Origin of the sequence: Streptomyces sp. NPDC086077, assembly GCF_040686175.1 — a bacterium.
Lineage (GTDB): Bacteria > Actinomycetota > Actinomycetes > Streptomycetales > Streptomycetaceae > Streptomyces.
On record NZ_JBFBJT010000001.1, the window covers coordinates 16,642 to 30,587 of the forward strand.

Here is a 13,946-nt window from a genome sequence, read left to right on the forward strand (position 1 = left end):
CGCCGTAGCGACGCCCGGACCCTGCTCACCTGTGGTCCGGGCGTCGGCGTTCTCAGCGGCCCGACGGCTCCGGCAGTCCCGGCCCCGCGCACCGTACATCCGCCGCCGGGACCCTCCCGTCCAGCAGGTACGCCGCCACCGTGTCGTCGACGCACGCCTCGCCCCGGCTGGCGAACACCCCGTGCGAGTAGTCGTTCTCCAGAGTCACCAGGCGTGAGCAGCAGCCGCCGTAGCTCCCGCGCGCCCTCGACGGGCGTGACCGGGTCGTGTGCCGAGGCCACCAGGAGCAGTGGCGGCACGCCGCCGAGCGGGGTGCGTGGGCCGGACCGTGGTGCCAGTAGGCGCAGGTGGACGCCTCCATGCCGGTCGGTACCGGCTGGGGGTCGATACGGCGGGTGCGGCGGATGTCCGTCAGGACGTGCTCGGGCGTCGGCGCCGGCCCGCCGGCACACTTGACGATCCGGTTCGCCGCCTCGTAGTTGCGCGAGGAGGCGCTGTCGAAAGGTGAGGCCGGGCGCAGGCCCCTCACCGCGGCGTCCCGCAGGTGGGTGCGCAGACCGTCGGCGAGCCCCGACCAGCGTTCGGTACGGCCCAGGGCGCGGTACACCGCCCGGTCGAACTCCGCGGGTACGCGCGCTCCGCCGTGAGGCCCGCCGGCACCGGGTCCGCGCCGGGGCTGTCGAAGAGGCCGCCCATCGGGCCGCGGCCGGCGGGGGCACTGAGGCCGACGCCGCGCGGGTCGAAGCCGATGACGTCGTACGAACGCCGCACGCTCTCGGGGAGCTTGGCCCGCTTCGTCACCGCGTAGGCCAGCCCGGAGCCGCCGGCCCGCCCGGGTTGACCAGCAGGATGCCGCGCCGTTCGGCGGTCGTGCCCGAGGCGGGGACGCGGGAGACGGCCATCCCGATACGCCGCCCGCGGGGCCGGTCCCGGTCGAGCGGCACCGTGACGCTCCCGCACTCGACGCGGTCCGGGGCGGGCGGCGCCGGTAGGGAGGCGGGGCAGGCGCCGAAACGGAGGGTGGGGGCGGCGGTAGGGGCGTTCCCGGCTGCCGGACCGGCGGGGGAGAGGGCCGCGGCACCGGCCGCGAGGACGCACAGCAGGACGGTGCGGCGGGAGGGGAGGGGCGCGAGGCGCTCCGAACGCTTGTCGGACAGTCAGATGACAATGGGAATCATTGTCGCTAACGTGTGCTGCGCACAACCCGGCGCCCTGCTCCGAGCAGGGGCCCCGCCGGGCTGCGCCGACGTCTGAACTACGCGCCTGAAAAGGGGAGTTGTGGGTCATCTGCTGGTGGTCGAAAGCTGGGTCGGCTCGATGAGCAGGCTGCTGCCGCGTGCGATCCGGGAGGGAGGACACCACTTCACGTTCCTCACCCGTGACCTGCACCACTACCTGCGGTCGGCACCGGAGGGCACCGCGCATCCGCTGCTGGGGGCCCGCAACATCATCACCGCCGACACCAACGACACCGAGGCGCTGCTGCTCGAGGTCGAGCGGCTGCACCCGCTGCTGGGCTTCGACGGCGTCCTCACGTCCTGCGACTACTACCTGCCGGCGGTGGCGCGCGTCGCCGGCCGCCTCGGCCTTCCCGGACCGGGTCCGGAAGCCGTCGCGAACGCCTGCCGCAAGGACGCCACCCGCCGCGTCCTCGCCGCCGCCGGACTGCCCCAGCCGCGGTTCGCCGTCCACGAGGCGTGGGCGGACCTCGCACGCGCCGCCCGGGAGATCGGCTACCCGCTGGTCGTCAAACCCGTCGACCTGTGCGCGGGCATGTACGTGCGGCGCGTGGACGACGAGGCCGAACTGGCCGCCGCGTGGCGGGCGCTGGCCGGCTACCCGGTCAACGCGCGCGGGCAGCGCCGGGCACCCGTGGTCCTCCTGGAGGAGTTGTTGGACGGGCCCGAGGTGAGCGTCGAGACCGTGTCCCACGCGGGCGCGGTGCACATCGTCGGCGTGACCGACAAGAGCGTCGGCGGGGCGCCCGCCTTCATCGAGACCGGCCACATGTTCCCGGCCGCCCTCGGGCCCGCCGGCACGGAGGCCGCCGAGCGGACGGCGCTGGGCGCCCTGAAGGCGCTCGGGCTGACCGACGGCGTGGTCGCGCACACCGAGATCAAACTGACCTCCGCCGGTCCGCGCGTCGTCGAGGTCAACCCGCGTCCCGCCGGCAACCGCATCACCGAGCTGGTCCGCCACGTCACCGGTATCGACCTCGCCGCGGCCTTCGTCGACGTCGCCCTGGGCCGCACCCCTGACCTGCGCCGCACCGACACCGGGCTGCGCAGCGCCGCCATCGGCTTCCTCGTACCGCACACCGCCGGCACCCTCGAGGCCCTCGACGGCGCCGGACTCGCCGCCGCCCCCGGCGTGCTGGAGGCCCATCTCGCCGAGCCCGGCCGCCCGGTCACGGCGGCCGGGAGCAACAACGAGTACCTCGGCCACGTCATGGCGGGCGACGCCGAAGGCCCCGGCGCCCGTGATCGCGTCGAGGCCCTGCTGACGGCAGTGCGCGCCGGGATGGTGATCCGATGACCCTCGGCACCGCCACCTACCGGACGCTCGCCGATCTCGTGGACCGGGTCCGGGCTCAAGAGCTCGGGTTCGACCCCGCCGGACTGCGGATCGCCGTCGCCTTCACCACCCGACAGGCCGTACGGCACACCGGGCGCGGCACCGGCTACCGCAACGAGGTCCTCAGCCTGCGCCTCGGCGAGGCCGTCGGGTCCTGCGCCGTCGAACCCGGGGCGCTGCCCGAGAGCGCCCTCGACGACTGTGCGGGCGCGGACGTGGCCCGGCTCCTGGCCCACCCGCTGCCGCCGGTGCGCGTGGCGGCGCTCGACGCCTGTCTGGCGCACGTCTTCCCGCACACGCCGGAGCACGGGGCCGAGCCGGTACGGCTGCCCGCCGGGTCCTCGCTGCAGAAGTCGCGCGCCCGCGCACGGGCCGTCGTCGAGCTGCTCGATCCGCCGGCCGGGTCCACCGTGCTGGTCGTCGGGGTCGTCAACTCGCTGCTGGAGGAGCTGCGGGCACGCGGGGTCCACTACCTTCCCTGCGACCTCAAGGGCGGGGTCACCGAGTGGGGCGAGCCGGTCGTCACCGACGCCCTCTCCGCCGCCGGCCGCTGCGACGCGCTGCTCGTCTCCGGAATGACGCTCGGCAACGGCACTTTCGACCCGCTGCGCGCGCACGCCGAGCGGCACGACAAGCGGCTGGTGATGTTCGCCCAGACCGGCAGTGCCGTCCTGCCCCGCCTTCTCGGACAGGGCGTGAGCGCGGTGTGCGCGGAGCCGTACCCCTTCTTCTGGCTGGACGGCGGGCCCGGCGTCATCCACCGCTACCGCGAGGGCGAGCGATGACCACCACCGCCGTACGCACCCCGGCGCGCCCCGAGCTGCTCGACCTCCTCGGCCGTACGCCTCTGGTCCGGATCGGCACCGAACTGCCCGGTCCGCACCCCGGTTTCTGGGCCAAGCTCGAAGGCCTCGCGGCGGGCGGGATGAAGGCGCGGGCCGCGGTGTCGATGCTGCTCGGCGCCCGCGAGCGCGGGGAGCTGCGGCCCGGTGCGCCGGTCGTGGAGTCGACGTCCGGGACCCTCGGCCTCGGGCTGGCCTTCGCGGGTGTGGCCCTCGGTCATCCCGTGGTGCTGGTCGGCGACACCGAACTGGAGCCGTCCATGCGGCAGTTGCTGCGCGCCCACGGTGTGCGGCTGGAGATCGTCGACCGGCCCGCCGCCCGGGGCGGCTGGCAGGCGGCCCGCCTCGCACGGCTGCGGGAGCTGCTCACCGGCCTGCCCGGCGCCTACTGGCCCGACCAGTACAACAACCCCGACAATACGGCCGGTTACGCCTCGCTCGCCGCCGAACTGGCCGTGCAGCTCGACCATGTGGACGTCCTGGTGTGCAGTGTCGGTACCGGCGGCCACAGCGCCGGTATCGTCGGCCCGCTGCGCCGGCACTGGCCCGGCCTGCGGCTCATCGGTGTCGACGCGACCGGGTCGACGATCTTCGGCCAGCCGGACCGCCCCCGGGTGATGCGCGGCCTCGGCAGCAGCATCCACCCGCGCAACGTCGCCCACGACGCCTTCGACGAAGTGCACTGGATCGGCCCCGCCGAGGCCGTGGACAGCTGCCGCCGCCTGGCCCGCGGCGGTTTCGTCACCGGCGGCTGGAGCACCGGCGCGGTCGCGCTCGTCTCCGCCTGGGCGGCCCGCGTCCATCCGGGGGCGGTGGTCGCCACCGTCTTCCCGGACGGGCCGCACCGCTACCTCGGCACCGTCTTCGACGACGACTTCACCACCGCACACGGCATCGACCCGGCCACCGCGGCCCCGCGCCCCGTCGAAATCCAGCACCCGCGAGCCACCGAGGCCACCGGATGGGTGCGCTGCACCCGTGTGACCGCTCCGCTCGACTCCCCGAAGGACTCACCGTGAAGGCCACCCGGCGCACCGTCCGTCTCGACCTCGCCGAGCCGCTGCGCATCTCCCGTTCCCTCATGTCCGCACGCGACGCCGTGTGGCTGACCGTCGAACACGACGGGCTGCACGGCTACGCGGAAGCCGTCACCAGCGTGTACTACGGCCTCGGCACCGAGACCCTCGAACGGCTCCTGGCCACCGCCACCGTCGGCCTGAACCGTCACGCCGACCCCGAGTCCGCCCTGGAGGCACTGCGGGCAGGCCGGTTGGCCGGCGGCACCGCGCCCGCCGTCACCGCCGCCGTCGAGGCCGCGCTCCTCGACCTCGTCGGCAAGCGTGCGGGCAGCCCCGTCCACCGGCTCCTCGGTGCCGCCGCCCCGCCGGTCGCCGCCACCGCCCGCACCCTCGGCATCTGCGCGCCCCTGCACGCCGCCGCCCAGGCCCGGCGCCTGGCCGCCGCCGGCTTCGAGGTCCTGAAGGTCAAGGCGGGCACCCCCGATCCCGAGGACGACATCGAGCGCGTGCGTGTCATCCGCGACGCCGCGCCCGGCGCCCGGCTGCTCCTCGACCCCAACGGGGCCTGGACAACGGCGCAGGCACCCGAACTGCTCGACCGTTACGCCGGCCTCGGAGTCGAAGCCGTCGAACAACCCCTCGCCCCCGGCGACCCCGAGACGCTGGCGGCCCTCGCGGAGCGTTCCCCGCTGCCGGTCATCGCCGACGAGGACGCCGTGAGCCTCGACGACGCCCGCCGTCTCGCCGGACGCGTGCACGGCGTCAACGTCAAGCTCGCCAAGTGCGGCGGCGTGCACGCGGCGCTGCGCATCGCCGAGGCCGTCGAGGGCAGCGGCACCGCGCTGATGCTCGGCTGCCTCACCGCCAGCAGCCTCGGCCTGGCCCCCGCCGTGCACCTCGCCGACCGCGCCCGCTGGGCCGATCTCGACGGACATCTGCTGCTCGCACACGACCCGTGGACCGGGATCGGCGGCACCGACGGCTTCGTCCGCGCAACCGACCTGCCGGGGCTCGGAGTCGAGGAGGTGACGGCATGAGGGCGTGGCACGAGATACGCCGGTTCCCGCTCGCCGTGCGCCTCCTGCTGGTCAACCAGCTCGGCGTCAACGTCGGCTTCTACCTGCTCATTCCCTACCTCGCCACCCATCTCACCGAGGACCTCGGCATGTCGGCGGCCGTCGTCGGCATCGTCCTCGGCGTGCGCAACCTCAGCCAGCAGGGCATGTTCGTCATCGGCGGCTCCGCCGCCGACCGGCTCGGGGCGCGCGGGGTGATCATCACCGGGTGCGCGCTGCGGACCGTCGGGTTCGGGCTGTTCGCGCTCGGCGACGGGCCGGCCGTGCTGCTCGCCGCGTCCGTGCTGAGCGGACTTGCCGGAGCGCTGTTCAACCCCGCCGTACGGGCCTACCTCGCACGGGAGTCGGGGGAGCGCAAGGCGGAGGCGTTCGCGCTGTTCAACGTGTTCGCCACGACGGGTGCGCTGATCGGCCCCCTGCTCGGCAGCCTGCTCCTCCTCGTCGGGTTCCGCGCGTCGGCCCTGACCGCCGCCGCGATCTTCGCGCTCCTGACGATCGCCCAGGCCCTGGTCCTGCCCGCTCGGCAGGCCGAGCCGAGCGGGGGCGGCGTCCTCGCCGACTGGCGCGAAGTCGTCGGCAACCGGGCTTTCCTGGCGTTCGCGCTGGCCATGGTCGGCATGTTCACCCTGGAGAACCAGCTCTACCTGCTCCTGCCGTCCGGCGCCCGCCAGGCCACCGGCTGGGACGGCGCCGCCGGCCTCGTCTTCCTCGTCGGCACGCTGGTCAACCTCACGCTGCAACTGCGCCTGACCCGTTCCCTCAAGCGACGGGGCCACCGGGCCCGCTGGATAGCCGTCGGCCTGCTGCTGATGGGCCTGGCCTTCCTGCCGCCCGCCACCGTGGCCGGCACCGCCTTCGCCGGGCCGCTGGACGCGGTGCCGATCCTGCTCGGCACCCTGATGCTCTACGTCGGCGTGATGATCGCCTCTCCGTTCGTCATGGAACTGATCCCCGGCTTCGGCCGCCCCGAACTGACCGGCACCTACTACGGGATCTTCTACGTCGTCTCCGGCGTCGCCGCCGCCCTCGGCAACACCGTCGTCGGCTGGGCCATGGACACCGGGGAGGACGGCGCCCCATGGCTGCCCTGGGCGTGCTGCGCCCTGTTCGGGCTCGCCTCGGCCCTCGGCGTGGCCCTGCTGCACCGGCGGAACGCGCTGCCGTCCCCGCGGCAGACGGCCGTACCGTCCCCGGCCTGAGGAGAGTCATGTCCCCGACGACTCCGGCGAGCAACCTCCTCTCCGACAACCCCGAGCTGTACGAGGCCCGATTCCCCGACCCCGGCCGTCTTGCCGGCCGCTGGACCGAGGACTGCCTGCGGCGGTACGACGCCGGACGCCGCGTGCTCGACATGGGGTGCGGCACCGGGCGTGATGCCGCCCATCTGTACGGCGTCGGGCGCCGGGTGACCGGCGCCGACCTCTCCGAGACGATGCTGGCGTACGCCCGTGACCACCATCGCGGGCCCGCGTACGTCCGTGCCGACCTGCACGGCTTCGACCTGGGCCGGGGCGCCTACGACGCGGTGGTGTGCCTGGACAGCGCGCTGCTGTACTGCCACACCAACGACCAGCTCGACGGCTTCCTGACGTCCTGCCGCCAGTCCCTCGCAGCGGGCGGCCTGCTGGTCGCCGAGATGCGCAACGGCGCCTACTTCCTGGGCCGTACCGACCTGCTCGACACACCGAAGGTCGACTCCTTCACCTGGCGGGGCACGGAGTACCGCTCCACCACGACCCTCACCGTGGACCGCACCGCGCAGCTCCTGCGCCGGGTCCGGACATGGACGGCCGACGACGGAACGGCGCCCGTCGCGCAGCGCTCCGCCTGGCGTCTGCTCCTCCCGCAGGAGCTGCGGTACGTGCTGGCCGCGCACGGCTTCGAGGTCCTCGACCTTCACGACGGACCGGGGCCGCGCACCGAGCCGCGGTGGAGCGAAGGCATGGCCCCGGGCACGACGGCGGACGCCGACCGGCTCCACGTGGTCGCGCGCCTCACCACCCCCCACTGACCTGTCCCTTCCACACCAAGGAACCCTCATGCACCACGAACGCCTCTCGAGCCTGCGCCGTCGCGGATTCCTCGCCGCCACCGGCGCCGCCTCCCTCGGCGCCCTCGCGCTCACCGGCTGCGGCTCCACCGGCGATCCGGAAACGAGCGCGGGCGACGGCAGGCCACGGCGCGGCGGACGGCTGCGTGCCGCGTTCGCCGGGGGCGGCGCGAGCGAGACCCTCGACCCGCACCTGGCCAACCTCTTCGTCGACGTGGCCCGCGCCAAGGCGCTGTACGACAAGCTCGCCGACCACGGCCCCGACCTGGCCGCCCGACCCCGCCTCGCCACCGCATGGGAGCCCAACAGGACCCTGGACCGCTGGCAGGTCACCCTGCGCGAGGCCACCTTCCACGACGGCAGGCCGGTCACCGCCGCCGACGTCCTGCACAGCTACCGCCGGATCGCCGACCCGCAGCAGGCGTTCCGCGCCAAGGCCTCCCTCGAGCCGATCGACCTCGACGCCAGCCGCGCCACCGGCGAACGCGGCATCGAGTTCGTCCTGAAGCGGCCGACGGCCGAATTCCCCAACGTGCTGGCCGCGTTCGGCGCGTACATCGTGCCCGCTCACGCGTCGCCGGACGCCGAGCGGCAGCCGATCGGCTCCGGGCCCTTCCGGTTCGTCTCCTTCGTCCCCGGCCGCTCGGCCGTGGTCCGCCGGTACGACGGCTACTGGGACGGTGCCCCGTACCTGGACGAGCTGGAGTTCGTCGTCGCCAACGAGGAGTCCGCGCGCGTCAACGCCCTGCTCGGCGGCCAGGTCGAGTACGCCCACGAACTCGACCCGACCACCGCGCGTGCCCACGAGAACCAGGGGCGGATCGAGATCGTCCGTCTGCGCAACAGCGCCATGCAGGCCTTCGCGATGAAGACGGACCGGCCTCCCTTCCACGACGAACGGGTCCGCCAGGCCTTCTTCCTCGTCGCCGACCGCCGGGAACTCGTCGACGGCGCGCTGTCCGGCGCGGGCGAGATCGGCAACGACCTGTTCGGCAAGGGCTACGAGTACTACGCCGACGGTCTCCCCCAGCGCGAGCAGGACCTCGACAGGGCCCGCGCCCTGCTCAAGCGGGCCGGCGCCGAGAACCTCCGGGTCACCCTGGACACCTCGGCCGTCGCCGCCGGGTTCACCGAGGCCGCCAGCATCTTCCGTGACCAGGCGAGGAAGGCGGGCATCACCGTCGAGGTGCGGATGGGCAGCAAGGACTCGTACTGGAGCGACATCCTCGACAGCGGAACCCTGTCCTGCTATCGCTCCGGCGCCATGCCCATCGAGGCGCACCTCTCCCAGCGGCTGCTCACCGACTCCTCCACCAACGCCACGAAGTGGCAGCACAAGGACTTCGACGCGCTCTACCGGCAGGCCCAGTCCACCAGGGACCGGACCGAACGGGCCACCGTGTACGAGCGGATGCAGCGCCGCCTGTACACCGAGGGCGGCTTCCTTGTGTGGGGCTTCGCCGACTGGATCCTCGCGACGGCGCGGAACGTCAGGGGCGTCGAGAAGAACGCGCCCGCCAACACCCTCGACTGGGCACGGTTCGACAAGGTGTGGCTCGGGTGAGCGCACTGCGCTCCTTCGTCGCCCGGCGGCTGCTCCTCGGCGTCGCGCAGACCGTGGCCGTGGTGCTGCTGGTCTTCGCGCTCACCGAGGCGCTCCCCGGCGACGCCGCGGTGGCGCTCGCCGGGGACCAGCCCGACCCGGCGCGTGTCGCGGCGATCCGGGAGGCCATGCGCCTGGACCGGCCGGCCCACGAGCGGCTGGCGGGGTGGGCGGTGGGACTGGCGCACGGCGACCTCGGCACCTCGCTCGTCTCCGGCCGCCCGGTCGGCCAGTACATCAGCGACGGTTTCGGCCCCACCCTGTTGCTGGCCGCGCTCACCGTCGTCCTGCTGGTGCCGCTCGGATTCGGCCTCGGTGTGCTGGCCGCGCGGCACGCGGGGCGGCCCGTCGACCAGCTGGTCAGCTCGGTGACGCTCGCCGTGTACGCCGTCCCGGAGTTCGCGCTGGGCGTGCTGCTGGTCGGCGTCCTGGCGCTCCAGCTGGGCTGGCTGCCACCCACCGCCGTCGGCTACGGCACCGATCTGCTCGCGCATCCGGCCGCGCTTGTCCTGCCCGTGCTCGTTCTGCTCTCCCGGCCCGTCTGCTCACTGGCCCGCCTGGTGCGCGCCGGAATGGTCGACGCCCTGGCGGCGTCCTACGCGGTGCACGCCCGCCGCTACGGCGTCCCCGGCGCCCGGGTCCGCTACGCGCACGCCCTGCCCAATGCCCTGGCCCCGGCCGCGCAGCAGCTCGCCCGTACCGTCGACTGGTTGCTGTGCGGCGTCATCGTCGTGGAGGCCCTCTACGTGATCCCCGGACTGGGCACGGTCCTGCTCGACGCAGTCGCCGAACGCGACGTGCCGGTCGTGCAGGGCCTGGCCGTCGTCTTCGGCGTGCTGACCGTCGTGCTGAACCTCGGTGCCGACCTGGTCGCCCACCGGTTCGCGCCGCGTGCGGGGGTGGCCGCGTGAGGTACCGGTTCGTGCTCGGCGCGGTCGTCGTCGGCGTGCCCCTCCTACTCGCCGTGCTGGGGCCCCCGTTCGCGGGGGAACCGGGCCCGCGCGGCATGTCCTTCGTACCGGGCGACGGCCACTGGCTCGGCACCGACTTCGTCGGACGGGACGTCTGGCACCAGGTGCTGCACGGCGGCCGGCCGGTGGTGGTGACCGCGCTCACGGCGACCGCGCTGGCCTACGCCGTCGCCGTGCCCCTCGGCCTCCTCGCCGCGCTCACCCACCGGCGCGCGCTGGAGGAGTTGCTGATGCGGCCGCTGGACGTGCTGCTCGCCGTTCCGTCGCTGCTGCTGATCCTGCTGGTCTCCGCGGTGTTCGAGCCGGGCGCGGCCGGACTCGCGGTGCTCGTGGCGGTGGTCAACATCCCGGACGCCGCCAGGATCGTCCGGGCCGCCGCCGCGCAGTCCGCCGCCCGGCCCGCCGTCGAGGCGCTGCGCATGCAGGGCGAGACATGGTGGCGCATGGCCGTCGGTCACGTCGCCCGCTCCACGCTGCGCACCCTCGCCGCCGACGCGGGCGTCCGCCTCACCGGCGTGCTCTACCTGGTGGCGACCGCCGCCTTCCTCGGCGTCGGGGTCGCGCCGGACGCCGCCGACTGGGCGGTCATGGTGGACCGCAACCGCACCGGCCTGGCCCTGCAGCCCTGGGCCGTCGTGGTGCCCGCCCTGCTGATCGTCGCCCTGACGACGGGCAGCAACCTGCTGTTCGACGCCGCACTCGACAAGCCGGCCACAGAAAGGGAACGACAGCAGTGAACGACGTTGCGAACCACCCGGATCCTGTCGCGGAGATCGCCGGCCTGCGCGTCGAGATCGACGGCAGGGCCGTCGTCGACGGCGTCGACCTGCGGGTCCTGCCCGGCCGGGTGACCGCGCTCGTCGGCGCCTCCGGCAGCGGCAAGACCACGACCGGCCTCGCGCTGCTCGGGGAGTACCCGCCGGGCGCCCGCGTCACCGGCGACGTACGCGCACCGGCGGCTGTCGGCCATGTTCCCCAGCATCCGGCGGCGGTCCTCAACCCCGCCCGCCGCGTTTCGGCGCTCCTGTACGACATCGCCCGCGACCGGGTCAGGGAAGTGCCCCGCCCCGCGCGGCGGGCGGCGGCCCGCGAACGCGTCCTGCGAGCGCTGGCCGACGCACAGCTCCACGACGGCGAAGCCCTTCTGAACCGCTATCCGCACCAGCTCTCCGGCGGTCAGCAGCAGCGCGTCGTCCTCGCCCAGGCGCTCCTGTCCGGCGCCCGGGTCGTCGTCGCGGACGAACCCACCACCGGTCAGGACGCCCTGACCAAGAGCCGGATCGTCAACCAACTCGCCGCGGTCGCCGCGCAGGGCATCGCGGTGGTGCTGCTCAGCCACGACCTCGACGTCGTACGCGCCCTCGCCGACGACGTGCTGGTGATGCGCGCCGGCCGGGTCGTGGAGTCGGGCCCGCCCGAGCGGCTGTGGCGGGCGCCGCGTCACGCGTGGACTCGCCGGCTGCTGGAGGCGCGGACGCCGGTCGCCGAGGACGGGCCCGCGCCGGAGGGCGGTGCCGGGGTGCTGACCGTGCGGGACCTGACGGCACGTCACCGTGGTGGTCACCAGGGTGCGACCGTGGCGGTGCGGGTCCCCGACCTCACCCTCGCCGCCGGCGAGTGCCTGGCCGTGGTCGGCCGCTCCGGCAGCGGCAAGACCACGCTGGCGCGCTGCCTGGCCGGGCTCCACCGCGACCACAGCGGGGAGATCCTGCTCGACGGCCGCGCGCTGCCACCCAGTCTGCGCCGGCGCGACCGGGGACAGCTGGCGGCGGTGCAGTACGTCTTCCAGGACGCGCGGTCCGCCTTCGACGAGTTCCGGCCCGTCCTTCCGCAGGTCGCCCGCACGGCCGTACGCCTGCGCGGCGCCGACGGGCGGACCGCCCGGGCGGAGGCGCTCGCCACCCTCGCCCGCCTCGGCCTCCCCGAGGACCTGGCCGGGCGCCGCCCCGGGCAGCTGTCCGGCGGTGAGCTCCAGCGCGCCGCCCTGGCCCGCGCCCTGCTCGCCCGCCCCAGGGTCCTGATCTGCGACGAGATCACCTCCGGGCTGGACCCCGTGACCCGCCGCGGCATCCTCGACGTCCTCGTGGAGCTGCTCCGCGACGGCCACGGAAGCCATCACCGGGCACGCGACGGCGAGCGCGCCCGCGGCGACATCTCCCTCGTCCTGATCACCCACGACCTGGACACCGCTCGCCTGGCGCACCGCATCGCCGTCCTGGACGCGGGCGAACTCGTCGAACACGGCTTGGCCGATCAGGTACTGGACGCGCCCCGTCACGTCCTTACCCTGTCCCTCATGATGACGACAAAGCGCCTGGCGGCACAGAGTTGACGGCGCGTCGCCCGAGACCGGGCCGCGCCGAGGCTCTTCACCGGCAGGCAACGCGCCGTACCTCGTGGCCGTCACCTCCCGGCCAACATGCCCCGACGAGCGGGCGGTTGTTAACCCACACGGCGGTATGGGGCCAACTGGCGAAGCGGTGGCTGTTGCCTGCGGCTCGGACCCTCGCGAGCATGACAACGACCAGAGCCGGACTGTCCCGTGTCGCCGCGGCCACCGCCGCAGCCCTGGCCATCCTGGCCGCCCACTCCGCCCAGGCCGCCCCTCCCGCGCGGGCCGCCACTGCCGCGCAGGCAACCCTCGCGGCCCGGACCCTGCCCCTCGGCGATGCCGACCTGGTGGAGACCCGTACGAGCCAGACCCTGGCCCGGGGTGTGACCCTCACCCGTGTCGTCCGGGGCACCGAGCCCGCCCCGGCCGACGAGATCAACACCACGACCCGGGGCCCCTGGGTCGTCAACGTCCTGACCATCGACCCCCGCAAGGCGCGCGGCCACCTGGAGGCCACCTACGGCCCCGACCTCGCCCGCACCGAGAAGACCACCGACCTCGTCCGCGCCTCCGGTGCGCTCGTGGGCGTCAACGCCTCCTTCTTCACCTTCACCGCCAACGCGCAGTACCCCGGTGACCCCGTGGGGCTCGGCCTGTACGGCGGCAAGCTGCTCAGCGAGCCGTCCAGCGATCCCGCCGAGGTCAACTTCGTCGTGGACTCCCGCACCGACCGGGTGGTCATGGGCAAGCTGAGCTGGTCCGGCAGCGTGCACAACCGGGACACCGGGGCGAGCCTGCTGCTGGAGTTCATCAACCACCCGCCGGTGATCCCGGCCGGGTGCACGGCGCTCCCGGACCAGACCCAGTGCACCCAGCCCGGTGACGTCGTCCGCTTCACGCCCGAGTTCGCCGCGGCCACCCCGTCCGGCGCCGGTGCCGAGGTCGTCCTCGACCGGCGTGGCTGTGTGGTCCGCACCGCCACGAGCCGGGGCACGGAGCTGACCACGGGTCAGACCTCCCTCCAGGCGACCGGCCGTGAGACGGCCTCGCTGTTGCAGGTCGCGGGCGAGGGCTGCCTGCGGACGAAGTCCGACCTGGTGAACGAGAAGGGTCAGCGGGTCCCGCTGCACAGCGGCCTGACCGGCGTCAACGGCCGCTACCGGCTCACGGCCGACGGCCGGATCGTCGTCCCGGACGGTACTGGCAGCTTCTTCGACCGCAACCCCCGCACCGTCGGCGGCACGACGAAGGACGGCCGGATCGTCCTCGCGACCATCGACGGCCGGATGACCAGCAGCGTCGGCACCACAATGGACGAGACCGCCGCCGTCGCCCAGGCGCTCGGCATGCACGACGCGGTCAACCTCGATGGCGGCGGCTCCACCGCCATGTCCGTCCGGGGCGAACTGGTCAACCGGCCGAGCGGCACCACCGAGCGGCTGGTCGGCGACGCCCTGATCCTCCGCGGCTGAACCCCGC

Annotated in this window: 13 protein-coding genes; 11 read left to right on the plus strand and 2 right to left on the minus strand. The window is 74.2% G+C overall.

Annotation, left to right across the window (positions count from 1 at the left end):
* Positions 1–52: 52 nt before the first annotated feature.
* Both AB0O67_RS00100 and AB0O67_RS00105 read right to left on the minus strand, forming a co-directional pair.
* The gene (locus tag AB0O67_RS00100) at positions 53–607 is read right to left on the minus strand and encodes an alpha/beta hydrolase (RefSeq protein ID WP_365443487.1); all 555 of its coding nucleotides are present in this window, start codon (positions 605–607) and stop codon (positions 53–55) included.
* Positions 608–797: 190 nt separating this feature from the next.
* Complete coding sequence (locus tag AB0O67_RS00105) at positions 798–944, minus strand: hypothetical protein (RefSeq protein ID WP_365443490.1); 147 nt, start codon at positions 942–944, stop codon at positions 798–800.
* Positions 945–1,278: 334 nt separating this feature from the next.
* On the opposite strand from AB0O67_RS00105, the gene AB0O67_RS00110 reads away from it, so the two are divergent.
* The 11 genes from AB0O67_RS00110 to AB0O67_RS00160 all read left to right on the plus strand — a co-directional run bounded on the left by AB0O67_RS00110 (position 1,279) and on the right by AB0O67_RS00160 (position 13,939).
* Positions 1,279–2,535 (plus strand): ATP-grasp domain-containing protein, encoded by a 1,257-nt coding sequence (locus AB0O67_RS00110; RefSeq protein WP_365443493.1) that lies wholly within the window; start codon positions 1,279–1,281, stop codon positions 2,533–2,535.
* Positions 2,532–3,359 carry a DUF364 domain-containing protein gene (locus AB0O67_RS00115; protein WP_365443496.1) on the plus strand — a complete coding sequence of 276 codons (828 nt, stop codon included), beginning with the start codon at positions 2,532–2,534 and terminating at the stop codon, positions 3,357–3,359. Before AB0O67_RS00110 ends, AB0O67_RS00115 begins: the two co-directional genes overlap by 4 nt.
* On the plus strand, positions 3,356–4,435 hold the full coding sequence (locus AB0O67_RS00120) for a PLP-dependent cysteine synthase family protein (RefSeq protein WP_365443499.1): 1,080 nt from the start codon (positions 3,356–3,358) through the stop codon (positions 4,433–4,435). Before AB0O67_RS00115 ends, AB0O67_RS00120 begins: the two co-directional genes overlap by 4 nt.
* Positions 4,432–5,472 carry a dipeptide epimerase gene (locus AB0O67_RS00125; RefSeq protein ID WP_365443502.1) on the plus strand — a complete coding sequence of 347 codons (1,041 nt, stop codon included), beginning with the start codon at positions 4,432–4,434 and terminating at the stop codon, positions 5,470–5,472. Before AB0O67_RS00120 ends, AB0O67_RS00125 begins: the two co-directional genes overlap by 4 nt.
* The gene (locus AB0O67_RS00130; protein ID WP_365443505.1) at positions 5,469–6,710 is read left to right on the plus strand and encodes an MFS transporter; all 1,242 of its coding nucleotides are present in this window, start codon (positions 5,469–5,471) and stop codon (positions 6,708–6,710) included. The genes AB0O67_RS00125 and AB0O67_RS00130 overlap by 4 nt, the downstream gene beginning before the upstream one ends.
* Before the next feature lie 8 nt (positions 6,711–6,718).
* Complete coding sequence (locus tag AB0O67_RS00135; protein ID WP_365443508.1) at positions 6,719–7,522, plus strand: class I SAM-dependent methyltransferase; 804 nt, start codon at positions 6,719–6,721, stop codon at positions 7,520–7,522.
* A gap of 28 nt (positions 7,523–7,550) precedes the next feature.
* A complete protein-coding gene (locus tag AB0O67_RS00140) occupies positions 7,551–9,125 on the plus strand; it encodes an ABC transporter substrate-binding protein (RefSeq protein ID WP_365443512.1) in 1,575 nt (524 codons plus the stop codon).
* Positions 9,122–10,075: an ABC transporter permease gene (locus AB0O67_RS00145; protein ID WP_365443515.1), complete on the plus strand. Its 954-nt coding sequence runs from the start codon at positions 9,122–9,124 to the stop codon at positions 10,073–10,075. Before AB0O67_RS00140 ends, AB0O67_RS00145 begins: the two co-directional genes overlap by 4 nt.
* On the plus strand, positions 10,072–10,872 hold the full coding sequence (locus AB0O67_RS00150) for an ABC transporter permease subunit (RefSeq protein ID WP_365443518.1): 801 nt from the start codon (positions 10,072–10,074) through the stop codon (positions 10,870–10,872). Before AB0O67_RS00145 ends, AB0O67_RS00150 begins: the two co-directional genes overlap by 4 nt.
* Positions 10,869–12,467 (plus strand): ATP-binding cassette domain-containing protein, encoded by a 1,599-nt coding sequence (locus AB0O67_RS00155; RefSeq protein WP_365443521.1) that lies wholly within the window; start codon positions 10,869–10,871, stop codon positions 12,465–12,467. Before AB0O67_RS00150 ends, AB0O67_RS00155 begins: the two co-directional genes overlap by 4 nt.
* Before the next feature lie 182 nt (positions 12,468–12,649).
* Positions 12,650–13,939 (plus strand): phosphodiester glycosidase family protein, encoded by a 1,290-nt coding sequence (locus AB0O67_RS00160; RefSeq protein WP_365443524.1) that lies wholly within the window; start codon positions 12,650–12,652, stop codon positions 13,937–13,939.
* Positions 13,940–13,946: the final 7 nt, after the last annotated feature.